The organism is Nonomuraea sp. N2-4H (genome assembly GCF_045291505.1).
GTDB lineage: Bacteria > Actinomycetota > Actinomycetes > Streptosporangiales > Streptosporangiaceae > Nonomuraea > Nonomuraea fastidiosa.
Window position 1 is genome coordinate 5,754,492 of record NZ_CP147987.1, and the last position, 24,953, is coordinate 5,779,444.

The following is a 24,953-nucleotide window of genomic DNA, read 5'->3' on the forward strand; positions in this document are numbered from 1 at the left end:
GGCTCAGCGAACCGGCGGCTTCGCGCTGCCGTCGGCGCGAAGCCGCTCAGCGCCTCTCAGCCGCCTTGTGGACCGATCCGGGCAAATGGGGCTAGGCAGCCCGCCGACCGGGCGTAGGGAGCGAGCACAGCCGCTCCCAGCCGCCTTCTGGCCGCACACCACCACCGGCCACCGCACCCGCCGGGCCGAGCGGGGCCGCTGCTCCCGCCGGCGGGCTGGGGTGGGCTCGGTGCGTCAGCAGCCGCTCTTCGAGCACTGCCCGGGGACGAGGCCGGCGGGGCCGTCGGCCGGGAGTCGGACTGCCCGCCGTCGCCGGCGGACTGCGGTGCCTTGGTGGGGGACGAAGCGGGCTTCTTGCCGTCGCTCGCCTTGTTGCCCGACTCGCCGCGGGAGGTGGCGACGTTCTCGGATCCGCTCCTGTCGCCGGACGGGTCGCCGCCGACGCCGGGGTCGGCCACGTCGCCCACGCCGTCGTCGGCCGGGGCGTCGGCGGCCCGGTCCTTGGCGCCGTCACCGGCCGCCTCGTCGGCGTTGACGTCACCCATGGTCGCCTCGTCGTCGCCCTGGAGGTCGTCGGCGGCGCTCTGGGACGTCTGCGGCCGGGCGCCGTTCTGCGGGGCGACCTCACCGTTGGCGTTGGCCAGCAGATAACCGGCGCCACCGGCGGCGATCAACGCGACGAGCGCAGAGGCGGCGAGGATCGTCGCCTTCTTGTGGTTCTTCGTCGATCGGTTTCTGCGCGGCCTATTCAACTCATCGCGCCGGGCGTCTCCGGGCCCGGACAGGATCTCCTGACGATCCGCCTGGTTCGGATCTTGCATGACGTTACAGCTCCCTGCGGTCGTATCGGGGAAAGCTCACCGGCTTCCGCGGGTGATGGACCACACTAGCCGCAACAGCCGAATGCTCGCACAACAATCACAAAGGAATCACGACTTGTCCCCCCAAAGATCCATTTTCCCAGGTAGCCGCGCCCAGCTCGCGCCCATGGCCGGAGCCTTCGGGGTACTCGTCACCGCCATGCTGGGAATTTTCCTGGCATTCACCGACTCGCCGGAGCCATCATCGCAAACTCGGCATGGATTGGATCGGGAAACCCCGCTTTCCACAAGATCAAAATCATCTGATTCGCCACTCTCGGCGTCGATCAGAACACAAACCGCCACATCAACTCCGACACCCGCTAATGGAGCGATCCATTCATCGCACCATCCGGCGTCGATCATGTTCGGTCCGCTGTCGCCGCCCTGGATCGAGGCCGTCCCGCCGTGGGACCCCGCCGCCGACCTCCTCCCGGCTTGGGACGCCCCTGCGGGTACGGCGACTCCCGGCGTCCCCTCGGCCGGCCCGCTGGCCTCCCCCGTCCCTCCGCCGTACGACAAGAGCCTCCCCCTCCCGGGAACGGCACGGCCGCTCGCGCCGCCCCACAAGGACGTGGAGCGCCCGCAGGGCTCACCTGCCCCGCAGGCGCCGCCACGGCCGCCCGCGCGCCCCGCTCACGAGCCCGCCCGGCCGCCCGTCGAACCCCGGGCCATCGCCCCGGTCAGGCCGTCGTCCGGCCCGCCCGCCCAGGTGACCCGGCCCGCGCCGCGCCCCGGCATGCCCGACCCGTGTGCAACGTTCCACGACTTCCGCCGCGGCCCCTGCTACGACGTGCTGAACCGCCTCACCCGCTGAAGGGCACGCGAAAGGGCGGCACCGTCGAACCGGTGCCGCCCTCTACGGAGAAACGTGCGGCCCGTGCGGCCGCCCTCGCGCGGGCCGATCGCTGATGGCCGAGGGCCGCTCCCACGCGGCCATCGTGCCACCGCCCTCACGCGGGCCGATCAGCCGCGGCCGAGCGTGCGGCCGACGGGCCCCGGTGAGCGCACGTCAGTGGGCCGAGCAGCCGCCCGTCGCGGCGGGCAGCGGCGCCGGGCGACCGATGGTCGGCATGCCGAGCATCACCCCGGAGGTGCTGGGGCCGCCGCCCTGGCGGGCCTCCCAGGCGTCACCCGCGCGGGTGCGCCGGACCCCGAGCACGGGCCTGTCGGCGACCAGGTGGTGCGGCGCCGCGTACGTCACCTTGACCGTCACCATGTCGCCGGGCCGCGGCGTCTCGTCGCCCACGGCGAAGTGCACGAGCCGGTTGTCCGGCGCGCGCCCCGACAGCCGGCGGGTGGCCTCGTCCTTGCGCCCCTCACCCTCGGCGACCAGCACTTCGAGCGTGCGCCCGACCTGCTTCTTGTTCTCCTCCCAGGAGATCTCCTCCTGCAGGGCGACCAGCCGCTCGTAGCGCTCCTGCACGACCTCCTTGGGCACCTGGTCGGGCATGGTGGCGGCGGGGGTGCCGGGCCGGATGGAGTACTGGAAGGTGAAGGCGTTGGCGAAGCGGCTCTGGCGTACGACGTCGAGGGTGGCCTGGAAGTCCTCCTCGGTCTCGCCGGGGAAGCCGACGATGATGTCGGTCGAGATGGCCGCGTCGGGCATGGCGGCGCGTACCCGCTCGATGATGCCGAGGTAGCGCTCGGCGCGGTAGGAGCGCCGCATGGCCCGCAGGATGCGGTCGGAGCCCGACTGCAGCGGCATATGGAGCTGGTGCATGACGTTGGGCGTCTCGGCCATGGCGGCGATGACGTCGTCGGTGAAGGCCGCCGGGTGGGGCGAGGTGAAGCGCACCCGTTCGAGGCCCTCGATGTCGCCGCAGGCGCGCAGCAGCTTGCCGAAGGCGAGCCGGTCACCGAACTCCACGCCGTAGGTGTTGACGTTCTGGCCGAGCAGCGTGACCTCGAGCACGCCCTGGTCGACCAGCGCCTGCACCTCGGCGAGCACGTCGCCGGGCCGGCGGTCCTTCTCCTTGCCGCGCAGCGACGGCACGATGCAGAACGTGCAGGTGTTGTTGCAGCCGACGGAGATCGACACCCAGGCGGCGTAGGGGGACTCGCGCTTGGTGGGCAGCGTCGAGGGGAAGACCTCGAGCGACTCCTTCAGCTCGACCTGCGACTCGCCCTCGATGCGGGCCCGCTCCAGCAGCACCGGCAGCGAGCCGATGTTGTGGGTGCCGAACACGACGTCGACCCACGGCGCCCGGCGGATGATCTCGCCTTGGTCCTTCTGCGCCAGGCAGCCGCCGACCGCGATCTGCATGCGGGGGTTACCGGCCTTGGCCGGGCGGAGGTGGCCGAGGTTGCCGTAGAGGCGGTTGTCGGCGTTCTCCCGCACGGCGCATGTGTTGAACACGACCACATCGGCCGTCTCACCGTCGGGGACGGGCACGTCGCCGGCCTCCTCCAGCAGGCCGGACAGCCGCTCGGAGTCGTGGACGTTCATCTGGCACCCGTATGTGCGCACTTCGTAGGTGCGGGCGCCCTCCTGGGTCACAGTCATGGCAGGTTCAAGAGTAGTCGCAGTCGGGCTTGACAAGGCCCGTACGGTTCTAAAAGGCCAGCTTGACGGCTTGATGTGATCGGATCGGTACCGCTCGGTTAGTGCACAGCGTTCTAATGCCCTCTACGTTTTACTCCATGACGGAGAACGGCGACGCCACTCCACTGGTCCAGTTGGAGAACGTCAACAAGCACTTCGGGTCGTTGCACGTCCTGAAGAACATCAACTTGACCGTCTCTCGTGGCGAGGTTCTGGTCGTCATCGGCCCTTCGGGCGGCGGCAAGTCGACGTTGTGCCGCACGATGAACCGGTTGGAGACGATCAGCGACGGAAAGATCATTTTTGACGGCCAGGAGCTGCCGCAGGAGGGCAAGGCGCTCGCCAAGCTGCGTTCCGAAGTCGGCATGGTCTTTCAGTCGTTCAACTTGTTCGCGCACAAGACCATCAGAGAGAACGTCACTCTCGGGCCGATCAAGGTGCGCGGAGTCGCCAAGGACGCCGCGGACAAGCGCGCGATGGAGCTTCTCGAACGCGTGGGCATCGCCGCTCAGGCGGACAAATATCCGGCCCAGCTTTCCGGTGGCCAGCAGCAGCGGGTCGCCATCGCCAGGGCGCTGGCCATGGACCCGAAGATGATCCTGTTCGACGAGCCGACCTCCGCGCTGGACCCGGAGATGGTCCAGGAGGTGCTCGATGTCATGATCGGGCTGGCGCGTGACGGGATGACCATGGTGGTCGTCACGCACGAGATGGGATTCGCCCGCAGGGCCGCGAACCGGGTCGTGTTCATGGCCGACGGGCAGATCGTGGAGCAGAACACTCCCGACGAGTTCTTCACCAACCCGCAGACTGACCGGGCGCGTGACTTCCTTTCGAAGATTCTCACGCACTGACTATCAAGGCAGGGAACACATGCACATGCGTCGAATGGGAGCAGTGCTCGCGGCGGCGGCCATGGTCGCCGGCCTCGCGGCCTGCGGCGGCGACAGCGGCGGCGGTGGCGACTACGCCACCGTGGCCGACAAGATCGCCGGTGGCGCCACCATCGTGGTCGGCACCAAGTGGGACCAGCCGAGCCTGGGCCTGAAGACGGGCGCCGAGCCTGAGGGCTTCGACGTCGACGTCGCCAAGGCCGTGCTGAAGGAGGTGGCCGGCGGCAAGGACGTGAAGATCGAGTGGAAGGAGTCGGCCTCCTCCAACCGTGAGCCGTTCCTCCAGAACGGCACGGTCGACATCATCTTCGCCACGTACTCCATCACCGAGGAGCGCAAGGGCAAGGTGACCTTCGGCGGCCCGTACGTCATCGCGCACCAGGACGTCATGGTCCGCAAGGACGACACCTCGATCAACAGCCCGCAGGACCTCAAGGGCAAGAAGATCTGCAAGGCGGCGGGCTCCAACTCCTACAAGCGCATCACCGACCCGCCACCGGACGGCGAGCTCGACATCGACGCCACCACCGTCGACGCCGCCAACTACTCCGAGTGCGTGCAGAAGCTGCAGGGCTCCAACCTCGACGCGGTCACCACCGACGACCTGATCCTGGCGGGCTTCGCCAAGCAGGCCGGCGGCAACTTCAAGGTGCTCGGTCAGGGCTTCACGGATGAGAAGTACGGCGTCGGCCTGAAGAAGGGCGACACCAAGACCTGTGAGGCCGTGAACACGGCGATCAAGAAGCTGTGGGACGACGGCACCATGAAGCAGCTGCTGGACAAGTGGTTCGGCGGTATCCAGGGCCTCAACCTCTCGACGGAGGCGCCGCCGGCCGAGGGCTGCGCCTGATCTCACCAAGAGCGGCGGCCGGTGCTCCGGCCGCCGCTATCTATGCGGTGGAGCACAATGGACGAACTCATCAAGTACGGCCCCGACCTCGCGCTCGGATTCCTGGAGAACATCAAGCTCTCCCTCGTGGCCGGGGTCGCCTCCATGATCCTCGGCACGATCCTGGTGGCGATGCGGGTCTCACCCATCCCCGTACTGCGAGCGGCCGGGACGATCTATGTCAACGTGGTGCGCAACACCCCGCTGACGCTGGTCCTGGCCTTCTCGGCGTTGGGCCTGAGCGACAAGCTCGGCCTGGTGTTCTCCGAGACGCCGACGACCAACTCGTTCTGGATCGTGTCGATGGGCCTGTCGGTCTACACCGCGGCCTTCGTCTGCGAGGCGCTGCGCGCTGGCGTGAACACGGTGCCGCTGGGGCAGGCCGAGGCGGCCAGGGCGATCGGGCTGACGTTCATGCAGTCGCTGCGGCTGATCATCCTGCCCCAGGCGTTCCGCTCGGTCATCGCGCCGCTCGGCAGCGTGATCATCGCCATGATCAAGAACACCACGGTCGCGACGGCCGGTGGCTACCTCCTCGACTCCGCGGCGGTCATGAAGATCACCTTTGACCAGACCGGCGCGTCCATCCCGATCTTCCTCGGCATCGTCGTGGCGTTCATGGCGCTGACGATGCCGATCGGCTTCTTCACCGGGTGGCTGGCCCGGCGACTGGCGGTGGCCCGATGAGCACCTCCGTACTTTTCGACGCTCCCGGGCCGCGCGGCCGGCTGCGCAACCACGGCCTCACCGTTATCAGCGTCGTCGCGGTGCTCGCCGTCCTGTACGGCGTCTACCGAGGCTTCGACGCCAAGGACCAGTTCGACGGCAAGATCTGGGCGCCGTTCCTGGAGTGGAACACCTGGCAGGTCTACATCATCCCGGGCCTGATCGGCACGCTGCGCGCGGCGGCCGTGGCGGCAGTGCTGGCGCTGGCGTTCGGCGCGATCTTCGGCCTGGCCAGGCTCTCCGACCACGCCTGGATCCGCATCCCGGCCGGCGTCGTGGTCGAGGTCTTCCGGGCGATCCCGCTGCTGCTGCTGATCTTCTTCATCTTCTACCTGGCGCCCCAGCTGTTCGGCGGCGGCGACTACGCGTTCATCTCCGTCGTGCTCGGCCTCATGCTCTACAACGGCTCGGTGCTCGCCGAGGTGGTCAGGGCGGGCGTGCACGCGGTGCCCAAGGGGCAGTCGGAGGCGGCGTACGCGATCGGCATGCGCAAGAACCAGGTGATGCGGCTGGTGCTGCTGCCGCAGGCCGTCACGGCGATGATGCCGGCGATCGTCAGCCAGCTCGTGGTGCTGCTGAAGGACACCGCGCTCGGTTACATCATCGCCTACGTCGACCTGCTCAACACCGGCTTCAAGATCCTGCCGGCCGCGCTCTTCGGCACGCTGATCCCGGCGGCGATCGTCATCGGCATCATCTATGTCGCCCTGAACCTGTCGCTGAGCTACCTGGCCACCTGGCTGGAGCGGCGCAGCCGGCGCAGCCGCAAGACGGCGGCGGCCCCCGTCGCCGCGCCCGGCGCCGCCGAGGTGGGCGTGGCCGCGGGCCAGGGCACCGAGGGCGGTGGCATGGCCCCCGACCGTCCCGTGGAGTGAGACAGAGGCCCTACCTTGAGCCCCCGGCGAGCGCCTCGCCGGGGGCTCCGGCTTTTCCGGCGTTCCAAAGATGGTCAAGAAACTGCTATGCGCCGTCTGTTCGCTTTTGGGCGGGTTACCGTATTCCATGCGCGTGGTGGTGCTCGCGGCGGCGGCCGTGACGGTCGGCCTGACCGCCTGTAGCAGCGGAGGCCCGGACCTCACCGTCCTCGACAAGATCAAGCACACCCGGAAGGTCGTCGTCGGCACCAAGTGGGACCAGCCCGGCGTCGCCCTGCGCACCGGCGACGGCGAACCGCAGGGTTTCGACGTGGACGTCGCCCGCTACCTCGTCCGTCATCTCGCCGGCGGCGCCAAGGTCGACATCACCTGGCGGGAGTCGCCGTCGTCGACCCGCGAGGCGCTGCTGCAGAACGGCAGCGTGGACATGATCGTGGCATCGTACTCGATCATCGAGTCGCGCAAGCCCAAAGTGACGTTCGCCGGGCCGTACGTGATCGTCAATCAGGACACCATGGTCCGCGCCGCCGATCCCCGGATCCAGAGCGTCCGCGACCTGCGCGGCAGGCGGATCTGCCTGGCCGAGGGCTCCAACTCGTACCGGCGGATCGTGGACCCGCCGCCCGACGGCAAACTGGACCTGCCCGCCGAGCTCGTGCCCGCGGCCAACTACTCCATGTGCGTGCGCAAGCTCCAGGACAACCTGCTGGACGCCGTCAGCACGGAGAACCTCATCCTGGCCGGCTACGCGGCGCGCTCCCCCGGCCGGTTCCGGCTGCTCAACCAGCCGATCAGCGACGAGCCGTGGGCGGTGGGCCTGAAGGAGGGCGACATCAAGACCTGCCAGGCCGTCAACCGCGCCATCGCCGCCATGTGGCGGGACGGCACGACGACCCGGCTGCTGCGCAAGTGGTTCGGCCGTACCAACCTCGCGCTCCCGTCCGCCCTCCCCCGCTCCGCCTCCTGCCCCTGACCCCGCGCACCCGCCGAGACCTCCACCTCGACGCCGGTCGCACCCGGGGCCTTCGCACGCCCCGACCCGCGCACCCGCCGAGGCACACCACCGCCCCACCCGCGCTCCCTACGACGGCACCTCCACCCCGAAACCTCACTCCTTGCCCACGCCCCCGCCGGGACCTCGCCACGCACGGCCCCCACCCGCGCTCCCCCCACTTACGCACCCACCGAAAACTCCACCCCGGAACCTCGCTCCCTGCCCACGCCCCCGCCGGGACCTCGCCGCCCACAACCCCACCCCACCGGCGGTCCCTTCCGGGGAGGGCGGGACGGCATCCAGGGGGTAGGTGATCTCGGCTTCACGGGGTGGGTGATCTCGTGGAACGTGCGCTGAACTGTGAGGACCGGCCCGCACTCCCGGCGATCTTCCGGCAGGATGCGGGTATGCCTTTCTGGCCCTCCCCCATTTCGACCAGAGACGTGGCCGCCGCCGGCGTACGTCCCGGCTGGCCCACGGCCCGCGACGGCCGGGTGTGGTGGACCGAGGACCGCCCTGACGAGGGTGGGCGCACCGCGATCGTGCGCCGCGACCCCGACGGCACCCGCCGTGACCTGCTGCCCGCCCCGTGGTGCGCGCGCACCCGGGTCCACGAGTACGGCGGCCGCCCCTACGCGGTCACCCCTGCGGGCGAGGTGGTGTTCGCCAACCTCAAGGATCAGCGCCTCTACGTTCTGGGCGAAAACGGCGAACCGAAACCCCTCACGGAGGAGGGATCCCGCTACGCCGACCTGGTGGTGCGCGACGGCCAGGTGTGGTGCGTACGCGAGAGCCACGGCGAGGACGGCAAGATCACCCGGGCCGTCGTCTCCATCCCGCTCGACGGCGGCGAGATCCGCGATCGGGCCACCGGCTGCGACTTCTACGCCTCCCCCGCGCTGTCCCCCGACGGGCGGCACCTCGCCTATGTCTGCTGGGACCACCCGCGCATGCCGTGGAACGGCACCGAGCTGCGCGTCACCCGCCTGGCGGACGGCGAGACCTGGACGGTTCGCGGCGGCCCCGACGAGTCCGTGCTGTCGCCGAGCTGGAAGGACGACTCGCGGCTCTACCTCGTCTCCGATGCCTCCGGCTGGTGGAACCTCTACGAGATCGGCCTGCGCGGCGAGGACGCACGGGCGCTGTGGCCGGCCGAGGAGGAGTTCACGCTGCCGCCGTGGCGGCTGGGCGGCATGCCGTACGCGGCGCTCGACGACGGCCGCCTCGCCGTCCTGCACGGGCGCGGCGACCTGCGGCTCGGCCTGCTCGACCCGGAGCGGGGCACGCTCACCGACCTGGAGACGCCCTGCACCGGCTGGGACGCGGCGCTGGCCGCCGACGGCACCACGGTGACCGGCATCGGGCACGCCGCCACGACGCCCCGCTCGGTCGTCACCGTCGACACCGCCACGGGCGGCCACCGGCGTCTCACCGGCGAGACCGCCGCCCTGCCCGACCCCTCCTACCTGCCGCTGCCCCAGGCCGTACGGGTGGGAGGCGACGTCCACGCCTATCTCTACCCGCCGCACCCCGAGGCCGCCGACGACCGCCCGCCCCCTTACGTGATCTTCGTGCACGGCGGTCCGACCGCCCACGCCGACACCGGGCTCGACCTGGAGAAGGCGTTCCTGACCTCGCGCGGCATCGGCGTGCTCGACGTCAACTACGGCGGCTCCACCGGCTACGGCAGGGCCTACCGCGACCGGCTCAAGGGCCAGTGGGGGCTGGTCGACGTCGCCGACACCGTCGCCGCCGCCGAATGGCTGGCCGCCGAGGGCCTCGCCGACCCCGCCAGAATCGCCGTGCGCGGCGGCAGCGCGGGCGGCTGGACCGTGATGGCGGCCTGCTGCAGGTCCGACGTGTTCGCGGGTGGAGTGTCGTACTTCGGGGTGAGCGCGCTCGGCCCGCTCATCGCCCACACCCACGACTTCGAGTCACGCTACGTCGAGTGGCTGGTGGGGCCGGAGGACCCCGAGGTGTACGCGAGCCGCGAACCCCTCGCCCTCGTCGACGGCGTCACCTGCCCCATGCTGCTCCTCCAGGGCCTCGACGACCCCGTGGTGCCGCCCCAGCAGTCCACGGCGTTCGCCGACGCGCTGTCCGAACGTGGCGTGCCGTGCACGTACCTCGCGTTCGAAGGCGAGTCGCACGGCTTCCGCCGTATGGAGACCCGCGTCGCCGCCCTGGCTGCCGAACTCGCGTTCTACCAGCAACTCTTCGCCTGACGCGCCCTGGCTCGGCAGGGCAGGACAGGGCAGGGCCGGGCCGGGGCGGCCTGGGGCTCAGGCGAGGGCGCGCGAATCCGGCGCAGGCCCAGGAATGAGGTCTAGCGGGCGAACTCGGTCGCCCGCGACTCCCTCACCACGGTGATGCGGATCTGCCCCGGGTACGTGAGCTCCTCCTCCACCTGCTTGGCCACGTCCCTGGCGATCACCTGGGCCTGGATGTCGTCGATGGCGTCGGGCTTGACCATCACCCGGATCTCCCGCCCGGCCTGCATGGCGAACACCTTCTCCACGCCCTCGTACGACTGCGCGATCTCCTCCAGGCGCTCAAGCCGCTTGACGTACGCCTCCAGCGACTCCCGCCTGGCGCCGGGGCGGCTGCCGCTGATCGCGTCGGCGGCCTGCGTGAGCACCGCCTCGACCGTACGGACCTCGACCTCGTTGTGGTGCGCCTCGATGGCGTGCACCACCTCCTCGTCCTCGCCGTAGCGGCGGGCGATCTCGGCTCCGATCAGCGCATGGCTGCCCTCGACCTCGTGGGTGAGCGCCTTGCCGATGTCGTGCAGCAGCGCGCAGCGCTTCACCAGCGCCTGGTCCAGCTTCAGCTCGGCCGCCATGATGCCGGCGATGTGGGCCGACTCGATGAGGTGCTTGAGCACGTTCTGACCGTAGGAGGTGCGGTAGCGCAACTGCCCGAGCAGCAGCGTCAGCTCCGGGTGCATGTCGGTGATGCCCAGCTCGACCAGGGCGTCCTCGCCGGCCCGCGCGCACAGGTCCTGCACCTCCTGGCGGCTGCGGTCGTGGGCCTCCTCGATGCGCTGCGGGTGGATGCGCCCGTCGAGCACCAGCTTCTCCAGCGTCAGCCGGGCGGTCTCCCGGCGTACCGGGTCGAAACACGACAGCAGCACCGCTTCCGGGGTGTCGTCGATGATCAGATTGACCCCGGTCGTGGACTCGAACGCGCGGATGTTACGGCCCTCGCGCCCGATGATGCGGCCCTTCATCTCGTCGCCGGGAAGGTGCAGCACGCTGACGACCGACTCGGCCGTCTGCTCCGCCGCCAGCCGCTGAACGGCCAGCGTGATGATCTTCGTGGCGCGCTTCTCGCCCTCTTTGCGCGCCTGCCCCTCGATCTCCCTGACGATGAGCGCCGCCTCACGCTTGGCCTGGTTCTCGATCTCTTTGACCAGCTCGGCCTTGGCCTGCTCGCTCGTCAGCCCGGCCACCCGCTCGAGGATGCGGCGGCGTTCCTCCTCGACCTGCAGCAGCTCCTCGCGGCGGTCGGCCAGCTCGATCTCCGTCTCGGCCAGCTTCCTGTCCCGCTCGGCCTGCCGCCTGGCCTCCTCGTCCAGCCGCTGCTCCCGCTCGGCCAGGCGGGCCTCGCGGCGTTCGAGGTCGGCGCGCAGCTCCTTGAGCTCGGACTTGAGTATCCGGCTCTCCTCCTCGACCTCCCGCCGCATCTGCGCGGCGCTCTCGGCCGCCGCCTCCGACCTGCGCAGGATCTCCTCGGCGTCGCTCTCCGCCTTGCTGCGAATCTCCCTTGCCTGCTCGCGTGCCTGCTCCAGCTCCTGCTGCACGGCCTCCATCTGCGCGGGGTCAGGCTCAGCGGCGCGCGGCACAACGGCCGATGTGCGCCGTACGACGACGAGGAGCGCCCCCACCATGCCGAACGCGAGCACGAGCACCGCCACCATCAGCACCACGACCAGCGGCCCCATGTGCGCCCCGCCCTCCTCGCGTCGTCAGGAACTCATAACGCGGCCACAAAACAGGAGGGGTCACAGGCGCGCCGCGGATCGCCAGGTCGGCACCATCGCCACGATCGAGGCCAAGACACGGCCGACCGGGCGCCGACCCCCGCGGCCGACACCTCGCCTGCCTCGATCAACCCTGCTCGTTCGTCCGTCGTTCACCGGTATGGCAATCCGCGCTGCGCGGAGTAACTCCTCACTGCCGTCGAGGTTATGCGTCGAACAGGTCACGAGCAAGCAAACGCGGCATCAAGCGTGTCTTACGAGCCCCGCCCGCACACCCCACCCCCGACGCCTCACAGAGCCACCACACCAAGCCCCGCGAGCCACGCCGAAGGCCACGCACGCGAACCTAGAACCCGGCACACCACGAAAACCCGAACCGTGCACCCCACCCCCACCCGCGCCTTTCAACCACCCAACGCCCAAAACACCGTCAATCTGTGAAGACCGCACACGCGAGGCCCGTAACCGCACCTGCAAAGCCGGAACTCAACGGTCCCAGCACCTCACACCGCCTGAGAATCAGGCCCCTCAACCCCGACCGCATAAGACCGGAAGCCCGGAATCCACGGTGAGACTTCGTAACCCCGCCTGGCCAAGACGGAGCCACGTGAGTCGGCGACGAGGCACGATACGACCACAGAGCCGCCCGAATCGACGATAAGACGCGACACCACCGCCAAACCGCTCAACCCGACAGCAAGACGCAACACCACCGCTGATCCACCCGAATCAACGGCAAGACGCTACGCAACCACCGAACCGCTCAAACCGACGACAAGACGCAACACCACCGCCAAACCGCCCGAACCGACGACAAGACGCAACACCACCGCCAAACCGCCCGAACCGACAGCAAGAGGCAGCACAACCGCCGACGCGCCCGAACCGACAGCAAGACACGACGCGACCACGCACTCCGATGCACGACTACGTGCTCCGGTGGCCCCTAAGCGTCGCGGCCGGCCTGCTTACGACGGGAACTCTTCGTCCATCTCGATGCCCTCCTGTTCGAGGGCTTCGCGGATGACGCGGTAGGCGAGGCCTGAGGGGTAGCCCTTGCGGGCCAGCATGCCGGCCAGGCGGCGGGTGCGCTTCTGCGGGTCGAGCGAGCGGGTGGAGGCGAGCTTGCGTTCGACGAGCCGCCGGGCGGTCTCCACCTCCTGCTCGGGGTCGAGACGCTCTACGGCCTCGCTGACCGTCTCGCTGTCCACGCCCCGCTGTCGCAGCTCGGCCGCCAGCGCGCGCTTGGCCAGCCCACGGCCGTGGTGACGCGAGTCGACCCACGCCGCCGCGAACGCCTCGTCGTTGATCAGCCCCAACTCGGAGAAGCGGCTGAGCACCGCCTCCGCGGCCTCCTCCGGCACGTCCCGTTTGCGCAGGGCGTCCGCGAGCTGGGCACGGGTCTTGGGGGCGATGGTGAGCAGCCGCAGGCAGATGGCCCGCGCCACTGCCTCCGGATCCGCGTGCGGCCCGGTGCCTGCCGGGCTGTCGTCGTCCGGCCCGTCAGGCAACCATCCCCGACGCCGCCCTCGGCGCCGCTCCCCTCGCCGGCCCCACCGTCAGCGTCGGACCCCTTAGGCGACCATCCCCGACGCTGCCCTGAGCCAACCTGACCGTCGTCGTCGGCCCCCTCAGGCGACCACCCCCTACGCCGACCTTGGCGCCGGAAACCTGGGCCGGCCCCACTGTCATCATCGGACCCATCAGGCGACCAGCCTCGGTCCTGGGTGCCGCTTCCGCGGGACTTCCTCCCGTAGCGACCGCCCTTCCGTCCGCGCCGCACGGCCCCCTCGCGGAACGACCCGTCTCCCTCGCCGAACGGCCCGGCATCCTCCTCGAAGGCCCCTGCGCCGCCACCGAACACCCCGGTTTCCTGCACGGAGGCCCCTGCGCCATCACCGAACGACCCTGTGTCTCGCCCGAAAGGCCCTGCGTCCCCACCGAACGGCCCGGTGCCCTCTCCGGAGACCTCTGCGCCCCCACCAAACAGCCCGGTGCCCTGCCTGGAAGCCCCTGCGCCCCCACCAAACGACCCGGTGTCCTGCCTGGAGGACTCTGAGCCCTCACCGAACAGCCCGCTCTCCGCGCTGAACGAGCCACGCTCCCCACTCGAAGAAGCACGCCCGTCACCGAACGAGCCCCGCTCCTCACCTGAGGAACGACGCCCGCCACCTGACGAGTCACGCTTCCCGCGTGAAGAGCCACGCCCTTCGCCGGGCCAGTCAGGCTCGCCGCCGAGCTGAGCACGCCCGCCACCGCCTGGCTCGTGCTCCCCATGCAAGGGACCGATTGTCCCCGCGAGCGAATCGCGCTCCTCGTCCCCGGAACCGGCTGCTCCACCGACCGAGTGGTGCGCCCCGTCCGAAGAGTCACGTCCTTCGTCGGGCCGGCCGGACTCGCCGCCGAAGGGGGCGGGCTCGGCGTCGATCCGCCCGGGGTCGGTGGGCGGGCGGCTGCGGCCCTTGCGGGATCGGCCGCCTGCCGGGGGCTCTGCGGACGGCGTACCGAATCGGCTGGAACGGTCGCCGGACGCACTGCCGGAACCACCGCCGCGGCGTGCTCGGCCTCGCCGTCGCGAGTCGCCCTCGTCAGGGACGGGAGCGAACCAGCTCGGACCGGCGAGCACCTCCGAGTGCCATTCATCCGCCGGGCGGCGCTGCTGTGAACGCTCTGGACGGACCTCGTCGCCGTCCTGAGCCGTTGTGAAGTTCGGTCCTTCGCTGTGCTGGAAGAACGGGTGTGGGGCCTTGGAGGGCGGCTCTGGCGGAATGCCGGCGGTGTGAGAGCCTCGCCGATCCGCGTCTCGGGAGTCCCGCCAGTCCCCGCCTAGGGAAGCTCGCCAGTCCTCGCCATAAAGGCCCCGCCGGTCGTCACCTCGAGTGCCCCGCCAGTCCTCGCCATAAAGGCCCGGCTGACCGTCACCTCGGGCGCCCCGCCGGTCGTCACCTCGGGCGCCCCGCCAGTCCTCGTCTGCACTGCTCTCAGGCACATCCGCAGGCGGTTCGGCCTCCGCACGACGCCTGGTGCCGTCAGCCGACGGCTGTGGGACGGCCTGCACGGAGAGGGCCTGCGCAAACTCGGCCTGCACGGACTCGGCTTGCACGAACTCGGGCTGCGCGGAGTCGGCCGTTGCGGAGGTGTCCTTCTTGCGGCTCCCTGTGGCCGGGTTCGGAGCGTCTCCCGTGAGGACCCTCGCCGCTGGGCTTTCGGGAGGGTTCTCTGCCGGGTTCGCCGGTGGTGCTGGTTCCTTCTCTGCTGATGGGGTTTCGTGGGCGCGTTGGCGGGCGCGCTGTTCGCGCCATTCGGCTACCGACGGCCAGCCGTCCGTGGCTGAGCGGGCCAGGTCACGGCGGCGGGAGGAGGGGTCGGGCCAGGCGCCCCGATCCGGTGTACGGGGCACCTGTGGCCGGTCGGTGTTGCTCATGCGGCCGACGCTCAGACGTCACCCGGCTTGGGAGTGGACTTGGAGCCGCGGCCCGAGGAGGCGGCGGCCGGAGCCGGAGCAGCGGTCTCGGCGGGAGCGTCGAGGCGCGGGCCCACACCCAGCTTGTCCTTGATCTTCTTCTCGATCTCGTTGGCCATGTCGGGGTGGTTGCGCAGGAAGTTGCGAGCGTTCTCCTTGCCCTGGCCGAGCTGCTCGCCCTCGTACGTGTACCAGGCGCCGGACTTGCGGACGAAGCCGTGCTCCACACCCATGTCGATGAGGCCGCCCTCGCGGGAGATGCCCACGCCGTAGAGGATGTCGAAGTCGGCGACCCGGAAGGGCGGGGCCATCTTGTTCTTGACAATCTTGACCCGGGTGCGGTTGCCGACCGCCTCCGTGCCGTCCTTGAGGGTCTCGATGCGCCGGATGTCCATGCGGACCGAGGCGTAGAACTTCAGCGCCTTACCACCGGTCGTGGTCTCGGGGCTGCCGAACATGACGCCGATCTTCTCGCGGAGCTGGTTGATGAAGATGGCGGTGGTGCCGGTGCTGCTGAGCGCGCCGGCGATCTTGCGCAGCGCCTGCGACATCAGGCGGGCCTGGAGACCGACGTGGCTGTCGCCCATCTCGCCCTCGATCTCGGCCTTGGGCACCAGGGCGGCCACGGAGTCGACGACGATGATGTCGACCGCGCCGGACCTGATCAGCATGTCGGCGATCTCGAGCGCCTGCTCACCCGTGTCGGGCTGGGACACCAGCAGGGCGTCGGTGTCGACCCCGAGCTTCTTGGCGTATTCGGGGTCGAGCGCGTGCTCGGCGTCGATGAACGCGGCGATGCCCCCGGCGCGCTGGGCGTTGGCCACCGCGTGCAGGGCGATCGTGGTCTTACCCGACGACTCGGGGCCGTAGATCTCCACGATGCGCCCGCGCGGCAGACCGCCGATGCCGAGGGCGACGTCCAGGGAGATGGACCCAGTGGGGATCACCTCGATGGGAGCTCGGGCGTCGTCGCCCAGCCTCATGACAGAGCCCTTGCCGAACTGCCGCTCGATCTGAGCGAGGGCGGTCTCGAGGGCCTTCTCGCGGTCGTTGATAGCCATGGGAACTCCCCCTGGAGGGTCGTGGTCCGATCAGTCGAGTGAAAGCTACGGCCTGCCACCGACATTTTCGACGCAGTCGGGGAAGACGTGGCCCGGCTTCGTCCATCGTAGCCGAACGGCTGTTCGATCACAGCAGGAACACGCAGGAACACGCAGGTGACCTCTCCCCTGGTGGTTTCACTCCCGACCCCTGGCCCCTGGTCTGTTTCCCTCCCGACCCCTGGCCCTGGCCTGTTTCCCGGCCCCTGGCCCTGGTCTTCCTCCCGGTCCCTGCTCCGGGTTCTCTCCAGACTCTGCTCTGGTTTCTCTCCCTGCTTCTCCCCTGGCTTCCCGCCCGGCCTCTCCCCGTCCTCCCTCGTCCCCTTCGTCCCTCGCTCGGCATGCGGAGGCGCGGCCTATCCGTTCTGTGCACGTACTGGCTTTTCGTGGGAGTCAGGCGGCTCTCCGTGGGGTCGGGCGCGCCTCCGATGACGCGGATGGCGCCCTTGGGACATCCGGCCTCTGCGGGATCGAGGGCCCTTGCGATAGGGCGGGCGTCCAGACAGGACAGGCCCAGCCGCGGTGGCGGGCCCAGCCGCTGAGGCGGGCGCGACCGAAGGGGACGTACCGGAAGAAATGGACGCCCCGAAGGGGTGAACGTAGCGGGAGCAATGAGCGTCCTGAACGAGCGGGCGTAGCGGAAAACGGGTGGCGGTCTCAGCGTGCGGTGACGTTGCGATCACGGGCCGCCCACGCCGCGACTCCCGCGTACGGATCACCCGCCGATGATGCCGTCCCGCATGTTGATCGGCGGCTGAGCTGGGGAGACTCACTGCAACGGCGACGGTTGGAGGCGCACGTGGCGAGCGGCTACACCGGGGAACGGCGCGCTCATCTTCAGGCCCTCGCCGACCTGTTGCCCGCCCACGGTCTGGTCAGCCGGATGGTCGGAGGCGACGATCCGGTGCTCTGGGTGTGGCATCCGCATACGGGCCGCAGGACGCTCGTCTTCGCCACCCCGTCGAACCGGGGCTGGCAGTTCCTCTGGTCGCCGGGCGGTCAGGGGGCGGCCGATGATCTGTACGGCACGTGCGTCGCGCTGCGCCGTACGCTCGACGCGCCGCAGCCCGGCACGGAGTGAGACGCACCCCGGCCCGGCACGGAGTGACCGGTCAGCGGAGCTTCGGCGAGACGTCCTCCACCTGGCAGACCGCGCGCCACACCGTCTTGGCGCTCTCGCCCTCGGCCAGCGCCTGCATGACGGTGCGACCGCCCAGCGGGGCCAGGACGTAGTCGCGGGCCCACGACTCGGCGTACGTCTCGCCGAAGTGGGCGTTCATCCGTCTCCAGAACTCGGTCAGGCGCATGCACTCAAGTATGGAAGCGCCTCTGGGGTGGGTACGACATCCTCATGCCAAAGACCCCCAAGGCTTCACCCCCGAAGACCGCCAAGACGAAGGCCAACAGGGCGAAACGCCGCCGCCTGTTAGCGATGCTGCGGCAGGTCGTACAGAAGGAGAAGGCCGCGCGCGCCGAGCGGCACGCCGGCATCAGGCAGGCGCCGCGTGCGGGCAAGCCGAGGGCGCGCAGGCCGTCGCGGCGCTAGCCACATCACCTGCGCGGCACTGGCCGCGTCACCCGCGTTAGCGGCATCACCCGTGCGACGCTGGCCGCGTCACCCGCGCGAGACTGGCCGCGTCACCCGCGCTAGCCGCATCACCCGTACGAGGCTGGCCGCGTCACCCGTACGAGGCTGGCGTGTCACCCGCGCGAGTCACATCACCCGCGCGCCGTACATCTCACCGAGAGGGTCGGCGAGCAGCTCCAGCCGGGCGCCGTCGGGGTCCCTGAAGTAAATGGAGGCGCCGCTTTCGATCTGGTGCGGCACGCCGGCCATCTCGAGCTTCCCGCGCAGCCGTTCCCACGTGGCGGGATCGACGGAGATCGCGATGTGGTGCAGCCCGCCGAGCACTTCCCGGTACGGCCCCAGGTCGAGCCCCGGAAAGTCGAAGAAGGCCAGCAGGTTGCCGTTGCCGATGTCGAAGAAGAAGTGGTTGGAGCCCTTGTAGTCGCGGTTCTCGAAGATCTCGGTGAGCGGGAACTCCAGAAGCTCCTGGTAGAACTTGATGGTCCGTTCGACGTCGGACGAGAGCAGCGCCACGTGGTGCAGGCCGCGTGCGCTGCTCGATGGCCGGTGCGCTAACAGGTAACGCTCGCGTATTTCCGCACGGCGGGCTTCGATGGCCGCGTAGTCGATGGTCACGGTCGCTGTATGTCCGCCAGGGCCCGCACCCAACCGTCACGCCGCGAAGCGACATGCGTTTTCTGTCGGTGGCGCGAGGCAGTATGGGCAGGTGAGCTCGCTAGCCCAGTTCAGCCAGGTGACCAGGGAATGGTTCACCGGAGCCTTCCAAGCCCCCACGGCCGCGCAGGAGGGGGCGTGGGAGTCGATCTCGCGTGGCGACAACACGCTCGTCGTGGCGCCCACGGGGTCGGGGAAGACGCTGGCGGCGTTCCTGTGGTCGCTCGACCGGCTCGCCGCACGCGACCTCGAAGCGACGCGAGATCTCGACGCGACGCGCTCCCCGAAGAAGCAACCGAAGGAGAAGCGGCCTGCCGGTACGCGGGTCGTCTACGTCTCGCCGCTCAAGGCGCTGGCCGTCGACGTCGAGCGCAACCTGCGCGCCCCGCTGGCCGGGCTGAAGCAGACGGCGCGGCGGCTCGGCCTTCCGGTGCCGGAGATCTCGGTGGCGATCCGCTCGGGCGACACCCCGGCGGAAGACCGCAGGCGGTTCGCATCACGGCCGTCCGACATCCTCATCACCACGCCGGAGTCGCTGTTCCTGCTGCTCACGAGCCAGGCGCGGGAGGCGTTGCGCGGCGTGGAGACCGTGATCGTCGACGAGGTGCACGCGGTCGCGGGCACCAAGCGCGGCGCGCATCTGGCGCTGACGCTGGAGCGGCTCGACGCGCTGCTCGACAAGCCGGCGCAGCGGGTGGGGCTGTCGGCGACGGTACGCCCGGTGAGCGAGGTGGCGACGTTCCTGGGCGGCACGCGCCCGGCCACGGTGGTGCAGCCGCCCGCGGACAAGCGCATCGAGGTCGAGGTCGTCGTCCCTGTCGAGGACATGACGGAGATGGAGACGCGCCCGAGGAGCCAGGTGGAGGGCGAGGAGTTCGCGCCCGAGCCGGGCAACCGGTCGATCTGGCCCCACGTCGAGGACCGGTTGTTCGACCTGATCGAGTCCCACAGCTCCACCATCGTGTTCGCCAACTCGCGGCGGCTGGCCGAGCGGCTGTGCACGCGGCTCAACGAGCTGGCGTACGAACGCGAAAACGGCCCGGATACCGTCGATTTGTCGATCTGGGAGACCCGGGCCGGCCCAGAGGAGACTCGGCCGGCTCAGAGGAGACCCCGGCAGGGCCGGACACAACCCCGGCGGGCCCGGACACAACCCCGGCGGGTTCTAGGAAGACCTCAGCGGGTCAGGGGAAGACCCCGGAGCCTTCGCAGCCGCCCAAGCGCATGCCCGCCGACCTGATGGCGCAGGCCGGGGCGAGCAAGGGCGCGGCGTCGGAGATCGTACGCGCGCACCACGGCTCGGTCTCCAAGGAGGAGCGGGCGCAGATCGAGGAGGCGCTGAAGTCGGGCCGGCTGCCCGCCGTGGTCGCCACGTCCAGCCTGGAGCTGGGCATCGACATGGGCTCGGTGGACCTGGTGGCGTGCGTGGAGGCGCCGCCGAGCGTGGCCAGCGGCCTGCAGCGCATCGGACGGGCCGGACACCAGGTGGGCGCGGTGTCCAAGGGCGTCATCTTCCCCAAATACCGCGGCGATCTGGTGCAGACGGCGGTGGTCGCCGAGCGTATGAAGAACGGCCTCATCGAGGAGCTGCGCTATCCGCGTAATCCGCTCGACGTGCTGGCGCAGCAGATCGTGGCGATGACCGCGCTCGACGAGTGGACGGTCGACGAGCTGGAGCGCGTGGTCAAGCGGGCCGCCCCCTACGCGACGCTGCCGAGGAGCGCCCTTGAGGCCACGCTCGACATGCTGGCGGGGCGCTATCCGAGCGAGGAGTTCGCCGAGCTGCGCCCGCGCATCGTGTGGGACCGCGTCACCGGCACGCTCCAGGGCCGTCCCGGCGCGCAGCGGCTCGCGGTCACCAACGGCGGCACGATCCCCGACCGTGGCCTGTTCGGCGTGTTCCTGGTGGGCGAGCGCGGCTCCCGGGTGGGCGAGCTGGACGAGGAGATGGTCTACGAGTCGCGGGTCGGTGACGTGTTCGTGCTGGGCGCGACCTCGTGGCGCATCGAGGACATCACCGCCGACCGGGTGCTGGTCTCGCCCGCGCCGGGGCAGCCGGGCAAGCTGCCGTTCTGGCACGGCGACGCACCGGGGCGTCCTGCCGAGCTGGGCCGGGCGATCGGGGAGTTCCTGCGCGAGCAGGCGAAGGACGACTCGACCGAACGCCTGCGCGCGGCCGGCCTCGACGAATACGCCGCGGGCAACCTGCTCGCCTACCTCCGTGAGCAGCGCGAGGCCACCGGCTACGTCCCCGACGACCGCACCTTGGTGGTCGAGCGCTTCCACGACGAGCTGGGCGACTGGCGGGTGGTGATCCACTCCCCCTACGGCGCGCGGGTGCACGCCCCGTGGGCGCTGGCGATCAACCGGCGGCTGCGCGAGCGCTACGGCATCGACGTGCAGGCCGTCCACTCCGACGATGGCATCGTACTGCGCATCCCCGACACGCTGGCCGAGCCGCCCACCGACGTGGCGGCGTTCGACGCCGAGGAGATCGAGCAGATCGTCACCGAGGAGCTGGGCGGCTCGGCGCTGTTCGCCTCCCGGTTCAGGGAGTGCGCGGGCCGGGCGCTGCTGCTGCCGCGCCGCACGCCGGGCCGGCGCAGCCCGCTGTGGCAGCAGCGGCAGCGGGCCGCGCATCTGCTGGGCGTGGCATCGCAGTACGCCTCGTTCCCGATCGTGCTGGAGACCATGCGCGAATGCCTCCAGGACGTCTTCGACGTGCCGGGGCTGGTGCAGCTCATGCGCGACATCGCCGCCCGCCGGGTGCGGGTGGTGGAGGTGGAGACCTCGCAGGCCTCGCCGTTCGCCACCTCGCTGCTGTTCCACTACATCGGCGCGTTCATGTACGAGGGCGACGCGCCGCTCGCCGAACGCCGCGCTCAGGCACTGGCGCTCGACACCACGCTGCTCGCGGAGCTGCTCGGCCAGGCCGACCTGCGCGAGCTGCTCGACCCCGACGTCATCTCCGACACCGAACGCGAGCTGGCCAGGCTCGACCGGCCGCTGCGCGACATCGAGGACCTCGCCGATCTGCTGCGCTCGCACGGTCCGCTGCTCGCGCCCGACGTGAGCGTGCGCGGCGGCGACCCGGCATGGCTTGATGAGCTCGAACGCGCCAGGCGGGCGATCCGGGTGCGGGTCGCCGGCGAGGAGCAGTGGGCGGCCATCGAGGACACCGCCCGCATGCGCGACGCGCTCGGCGTCCCGCCGCCGGTCGGGGTGCCGTACGCGTTCCTCGAGCCGGTGACCGACCCGCTGGCCGACCTGCTGGCCAGGCACGCCCGCACGCGCGGCCCCTTCCACGCCTCCACGGCCGCGGCCAGGTTCGGTCTCGGCGTCGCCGTGGTGACCGACGCGCTGCGGCGGCTCGCGGCGTCGGGGCGGGTCGTGAGCGGGGAGTTCCGGCCCGGCGGGCGGGGCGAGGAGTGGTGCGACGCGGGCGTGCTGCGGCTGCTGCGCCGCAGGTCGCTGGCCCGGCTGCGCAAGGAGGTCGAGCCGGTCGCGCCGGAGACGCTCGCCCGGTTCCTGCCCGCCTGGCACGGCATCACCGCCGCCGCCGAGACCGCGCCCGGCGCCATCGGCTCCGCCCGTGCCATGGACGCGCTCGTACGCTCCATCGAACAACTCCAGGGCGCCGCCGTCCCCGCATCCGCGCTGGAGACGCTGGTGCTGCCGTCGCGGGTGCCCGGCTATCACCCGGCTCTGCTCGACGAGCTGACCTCGTCGGGCGACGTCATGTGGGTCGGCCAGGGGTCGCTGCCCGGCGGCGACGGCTGGGTGTCGCTCTACTTCGCCGACACCGCGCCGCTGCTGATGCCCGAGCCCGCCGAGATCACGATGACCCCGCTCCACGAGCGGATCCTGGAGCTGCTGGGCGGTGGCGGGGCGCTGTTCTTCCGCGACATCTCCGACCGGCTCGGCTCGCTCGACGACGGCACGCTCGCATCGGCGCTGTGGGACCTCGTGTGGGCCGGGCGCGTCTCGGGCGACACGCTCGCGCCGCTGCGGGCCACGCTCGGCACCGGGCGGCCCGCGCACCGGCCCGCCACCACGCGGCGGCGCAGGGCCGTGCTGCCGAGCAGGAGCGGGCCGCCGACCGTGGCGGGGCGGTGGTGGCTGCTGCCGCCGCCGGCCGCCGACGCCACCCAGCGGGCGCACGCGCAGGCCGAGGTGCTGCTGGAGCGGCACGGCGTGGTGACGCGCGGGGCGGTGACGTCCGAGCGGCTGCCCGGCGGGTTCACGCCCGTTTATCAGGTGTTGCGGGCGTACGAGGAGAGCGGGCGGTGCCGGCGCGGCTACTTCGTCGAAGGGCTCGGGGGCGCCCAGTTCGCGCTGCCCGGGGCGGTGGACCGGATGCGCGCCATGTCACCGAGTGCGGGCTCGCCTGAGGGGCGGGCGGCCGACGGTGACGGGCGGGGGCGGCGGGCCGTGGTGCTGGCCGCCGCCGACCCGGCCAGCCCGTACGGCGCCGCGCTCCCCTGGCCACCGCATCCCGGGGAGGTCTCGCACAAGCCGGGCAGGAAGGCCGGGTCGCTGGTCGTGCTCGTGGACGGTCACTTGGTGCTGTACGTCGAGCGCGGCGGCAAGACGCTGCTGTCGTTCACCGACGGCGAGCGGCTGCGGCCTGCTGTGGACGCGCTGGCTCTGGCCGTACGCGACGGGGCGCTGGGCAAGCTGACCGTCGAACGCGCCGACGGGACGAGCATCGTCGACTCCCCGCTGGCGGCCGCCCTGGAAGAGGCCGGCTTCCACCCCACCCCGCGCGGCCTCCGTCTCCGCGCCTGACCTCTGCCGGCGAAGCCGCGCACCACTCCCGCCCGAAGGGTGTGGAGGCCGCTGGTCGTCCGGGGACGCCTGAGACGAGGAGCTGTCGCAGCCGCAGCACGCGACGAGGCGCGGGGCCACAGCGCGTAGCAGGGCCCAGCAGGCGGCAACAGCCGCCCAAGGCGAGGAGGTGCCGCAGCCGCAGCACGCGACCAGGCGCGGGGCCACAGCGCGTAGGGCGCCCAGCAGGCGGCGGCTGCCGAGGCGGAAGGCGTAGCGGCGCTGCACGCAAGGCGTCGTATACAGCGAGGTAGGAGGGCTACGCCGGACCGGTGGCGGTCGCAGCGCACGGCGAGGACTGCCGGCCGTGCCTGGTCGCCGTCGCTGTCACCACCGCTGTCGCCCACGACCGCGTGCCATCGCCGCACGCACCGAGCCACGCAGCCGCCAGACACCAGACGGCGGACGGCGGACTTTCCTCAGGCGGAACCTGAGTGTGGTTTGGTGGGGCGAAAGTGGTAGATGATGGGCTTTGCGTGACTTCGGGCTTGAAGCGCCGAGCGGCAGGCGCGCAGAGCGCTGAGCGGCGAGCGGCGAGCTCGCCGATCGCAGGCGCGCCATCCGGCACCGACCGGCAGGCGCGTCGTCCGGCACCGACCTGCGGGCGCATCGTCCGGCACCCGACCGGCAGGCGCGCCATCCGGCACGGCAGGCGCGTCGTCCGGCACCCGACCGGCGGGCGCACCGTCCGGCACTCAGCCGGCCGGGCTGCCACAGCCGCGGCGCGGCGGCGCCGCACGGCGCCCTGGCGGCAGCGCGCCATCAAGACCGGGTCAAGCGAATCTGTCCGTTGTATACGATAAGTTCCCCTATGACTGATCTGACGCTGGGCGCGGCCCACCGGACCTTGCGCGACAAGGTCACCGGAGAGCTTCGCCGCCGCATTCTCTCCGGCGAGCTGGCTCAGGGTGAGCGACTGGTCGAGGACCGGCTGGCCGCCGCGCTCGGCGTCTCGCGCAACCCCGTACGCGAGTCCATCAGAGTCCTGGCCGCCGAGGGGTTCATCGAGGTCGTCCCCCGGCTCGGCGCCACGGTCGCGCGCCTGTCGGCCGAGGAGGGCGAGGAGCTCTTCGACGTACGCATGGCGATCGAGGGCCTGGCCGCGCGGCTGGCCGCGCGCAAGCGCACCCCCGAGGCGGTCGCCCGGCTGCGCCAGGTGCTCGACCAGGCCAAAGAGGCGGTGGAGAGCGGCCGCCTGGAGCAGGTGGCCGACCTGAACACCGCCTTCCACCTGGCGGTCGGCGAGGCGGCGGGCAACTCGTACCTGGCGCTGATGATGACGCCGATGCTGCAGCGTGCGCAGTGGGTCTTCAGCCAGACGGCCGCCGTGCGCGGCCCGCACTCATGGCAGGAGCACCTGAGCCTGTGCGAGGCCATCGAGGCGGGCGACGAGGACGAGGCGCAGGCGCGCGCGGTCGCCCACGTGGCGGCGGCGCGGCGGTCGTTCCTGGCGGCGGCGGGCCGCAAGCCGGGCCACGATCGCCAGCCAAAGCCCCCAAACGATTAGGAAACGCTCAGATAACGACATAGGGTCCCGAAACACCATTGAAACGTCAG

At 70.9% G+C, this 24,953-nt stretch carries 18 protein-coding genes and 1 pseudogene; 11 read left to right on the top strand and 8 right to left on the bottom strand.

All coding sequences use genetic code 11. The annotated features are described in order from the left end of the window. Positions 1-56: 56 nt before the first annotated feature. Together WBK31_RS26305 and WBK31_RS26310 are read right to left on the bottom strand one after the other, a co-directional pair. Positions 57-821 (bottom strand): hypothetical protein, encoded by a 765-nt coding sequence (locus WBK31_RS26305; protein ID WP_406673342.1) that lies wholly within the window; start codon positions 819-821, stop codon positions 57-59. Between the two features lie 108 nt (positions 822-929). Further along, positions 930-1,226, bottom strand: coding sequence for a hypothetical protein (locus tag WBK31_RS26310; RefSeq protein ID WP_406673343.1), 297 nt, complete (start codon positions 1,224-1,226; stop codon positions 930-932). On the opposite strand from WBK31_RS26310, the gene WBK31_RS26315 reads away from it, so the two are divergent. Beyond that, positions 1,225-1,677, top strand: a complete 453-nt coding sequence (locus WBK31_RS26315; RefSeq protein WP_378787047.1) for a hypothetical protein — start codon at positions 1,225-1,227, stop codon at positions 1,675-1,677. The genes WBK31_RS26310 and WBK31_RS26315 overlap by 2 nt on opposite strands. A 195-nt stretch (positions 1,678-1,872) precedes the next feature. Here WBK31_RS26315 and miaB read toward each other — a convergent pair whose 3' ends face one another. Further along, a complete protein-coding gene (miaB, locus tag WBK31_RS26320) occupies positions 1,873-3,366 on the bottom strand; it encodes a tRNA (N6-isopentenyl adenosine(37)-C2)-methylthiotransferase MiaB (protein WP_406673344.1) in 1,494 nt (497 codons plus the stop codon). A 137-nt stretch (positions 3,367-3,503) separates the two neighbouring features. Between miaB and WBK31_RS26325 the strand changes: the two genes are divergently transcribed. The 6 genes from WBK31_RS26325 (at position 3,504) to WBK31_RS26350 (ending at position 10,007) form a co-directional block, all read left to right on the top strand. Continuing rightward, positions 3,504-4,259, top strand: a complete 756-nt coding sequence (locus tag WBK31_RS26325) for an amino acid ABC transporter ATP-binding protein (protein WP_364057206.1) — start codon at positions 3,504-3,506, stop codon at positions 4,257-4,259. Positions 4,260-4,293: 34 nt separating this feature from the next. Beyond that, positions 4,294-5,148 carry a glutamate ABC transporter substrate-binding protein gene (locus tag WBK31_RS26330; RefSeq protein ID WP_364057209.1) on the top strand — a complete coding sequence of 285 codons (855 nt, stop codon included), beginning with the start codon at positions 4,294-4,296 and terminating at the stop codon, positions 5,146-5,148. Between the two features lie 57 nt (positions 5,149-5,205). Next, positions 5,206-5,874, top strand: coding sequence for an amino acid ABC transporter permease (locus tag WBK31_RS26335; RefSeq protein WP_364057212.1), 669 nt, complete (start codon positions 5,206-5,208; stop codon positions 5,872-5,874). Next, complete coding sequence (locus tag WBK31_RS26340; protein ID WP_378787042.1) at positions 5,871-6,788, top strand: amino acid ABC transporter permease; 918 nt, start codon at positions 5,871-5,873, stop codon at positions 6,786-6,788. Before WBK31_RS26335 ends, WBK31_RS26340 begins: the two co-directional genes overlap by 4 nt. Positions 6,789-6,915: 127 nt before the next feature. Continuing rightward, positions 6,916-7,761 (top strand): glutamate ABC transporter substrate-binding protein, encoded by an 846-nt coding sequence (locus WBK31_RS26345; protein ID WP_364057218.1) that lies wholly within the window; start codon positions 6,916-6,918, stop codon positions 7,759-7,761. Between the two features lie 428 nt (positions 7,762-8,189). Further along, on the top strand, positions 8,190-10,007 hold the full coding sequence (locus WBK31_RS26350; RefSeq protein ID WP_364057221.1) for a prolyl oligopeptidase family serine peptidase: 1,818 nt from the start codon (positions 8,190-8,192) through the stop codon (positions 10,005-10,007). Between the two features lie 101 nt (positions 10,008-10,108). On the opposite strand, the gene rny is transcribed toward WBK31_RS26350, so the two are convergent. The 3 genes from rny to recA form a co-directional block, all read right to left on the bottom strand. After that, entirely contained in the window at positions 10,109-11,725 is a 1,617-nt protein-coding gene (rny, locus tag WBK31_RS26355; protein ID WP_364057224.1) for a ribonuclease Y, read from the bottom strand. A gap of 1,007 nt (positions 11,726-12,732) precedes the next feature. Further along, positions 12,733-13,275: a recombination regulator RecX gene (recX, locus tag WBK31_RS26360; protein ID WP_378787039.1), complete on the bottom strand. Its 543-nt coding sequence runs from the start codon at positions 13,273-13,275 to the stop codon at positions 12,733-12,735. A gap of 1,924 nt (positions 13,276-15,199) precedes the next feature. Further along, the gene (gene recA, locus WBK31_RS26365) at positions 15,200-16,288 is read right to left on the bottom strand and encodes a recombinase RecA (RefSeq protein WP_364057230.1); all 1,089 of its coding nucleotides are present in this window, start codon (positions 16,286-16,288) and stop codon (positions 15,200-15,202) included. Between the two features lie 838 nt (positions 16,289-17,126). Here recA and WBK31_RS26370 point away from each other — a divergent pair. Beyond that, a complete protein-coding gene (locus tag WBK31_RS26370) occupies positions 17,127-17,408 on the top strand; it encodes a hypothetical protein (RefSeq protein WP_364057233.1) in 282 nt (93 codons plus the stop codon). Between the two features lie 31 nt (positions 17,409-17,439). Here the strand turns inward: WBK31_RS26370 and WBK31_RS26375 are convergent, their stop codons facing one another. Next, a complete protein-coding gene (locus WBK31_RS26375) occupies positions 17,440-17,634 on the bottom strand; it encodes a DUF3046 domain-containing protein (protein WP_364057236.1) in 195 nt (64 codons plus the stop codon). Between the two features lie 44 nt (positions 17,635-17,678). Between WBK31_RS26375 and WBK31_RS26380 the strand changes: the two genes are divergently transcribed. Next, a complete protein-coding gene (locus WBK31_RS26380; protein WP_406673345.1) occupies positions 17,679-17,873 on the top strand; it encodes a hypothetical protein in 195 nt (64 codons plus the stop codon). Between the two features lie 168 nt (positions 17,874-18,041). Here WBK31_RS26380 and WBK31_RS26385 read toward each other — a convergent pair whose 3' ends face one another. After that, positions 18,042-18,530, bottom strand: coding sequence for a VOC family protein (locus WBK31_RS26385; protein ID WP_364057242.1), 489 nt, complete (start codon positions 18,528-18,530; stop codon positions 18,042-18,044). A 91-nt stretch (positions 18,531-18,621) separates the two neighbouring features. On the opposite strand from WBK31_RS26385, the pseudogene WBK31_RS26390 reads away from it, so the two are divergent. Continuing rightward, a pseudogene (locus WBK31_RS26390) lies at positions 18,622-23,357 on the top strand (DEAD/DEAH box helicase). A gap of 850 nt (positions 23,358-24,207) precedes the next feature. Further along, the gene (locus tag WBK31_RS26395) at positions 24,208-24,903 is read left to right on the top strand and encodes a GntR family transcriptional regulator (protein ID WP_364057248.1); all 696 of its coding nucleotides are present in this window, start codon (positions 24,208-24,210) and stop codon (positions 24,901-24,903) included. Positions 24,904-24,953 lie beyond the last annotated feature (50 nt).

Coding starts and splice junctions, on each gene's coding strand:
- WBK31_RS26305 (WP_406673342.1), bottom strand. CDS start 821: ATGCAAGATCCGAACCAGGCGGATCGTCAGGAGATCCTGTCCGGGCCC.
- WBK31_RS26315 (WP_378787047.1), top strand. CDS start 1,225: ATGTTCGGTCCGCTGTCGCCGCCCTGGATCGAGGCCGTCCCGCCGTGG.
- WBK31_RS26310 (WP_406673343.1), bottom strand. CDS start 1,226: ATGATCGACGCCGGATGGTGCGATGAATGGATCGCTCCATTAGCGGGT.
- miaB (WP_406673344.1), bottom strand. CDS start 3,366: ATGACTGTGACCCAGGAGGGCGCCCGCACCTACGAAGTGCGCACATAC.
- WBK31_RS26325 (WP_364057206.1), top strand. CDS start 3,504: ATGACGGAGAACGGCGACGCCACTCCACTGGTCCAGTTGGAGAACGTC.
- WBK31_RS26330 (WP_364057209.1), top strand. CDS start 4,294: ATGGGAGCAGTGCTCGCGGCGGCGGCCATGGTCGCCGGCCTCGCGGCC.
- WBK31_RS26335 (WP_364057212.1), top strand. CDS start 5,206: ATGGACGAACTCATCAAGTACGGCCCCGACCTCGCGCTCGGATTCCTG.
- WBK31_RS26340 (WP_378787042.1), top strand. CDS start 5,871: ATGAGCACCTCCGTACTTTTCGACGCTCCCGGGCCGCGCGGCCGGCTG.
- WBK31_RS26345 (WP_364057218.1), top strand. CDS start 6,916: ATGCGCGTGGTGGTGCTCGCGGCGGCGGCCGTGACGGTCGGCCTGACC.
- WBK31_RS26350 (WP_364057221.1), top strand. CDS start 8,190: ATGCCTTTCTGGCCCTCCCCCATTTCGACCAGAGACGTGGCCGCCGCC.
- rny (WP_364057224.1), bottom strand. CDS start 11,725: ATGGGGCCGCTGGTCGTGGTGCTGATGGTGGCGGTGCTCGTGCTCGCG.
- recA (WP_364057230.1), bottom strand. CDS start 16,288: ATGGCTATCAACGACCGCGAGAAGGCCCTCGAGACCGCCCTCGCTCAG.
- WBK31_RS26375 (WP_364057236.1), bottom strand. CDS start 17,634: ATGCGCCTGACCGAGTTCTGGAGACGGATGAACGCCCACTTCGGCGAG.
- WBK31_RS26380 (WP_406673345.1), top strand. CDS start 17,679: ATGCCAAAGACCCCCAAGGCTTCACCCCCGAAGACCGCCAAGACGAAG.
- WBK31_RS26395 (WP_364057248.1), top strand. CDS start 24,208: ATGACTGATCTGACGCTGGGCGCGGCCCACCGGACCTTGCGCGACAAG.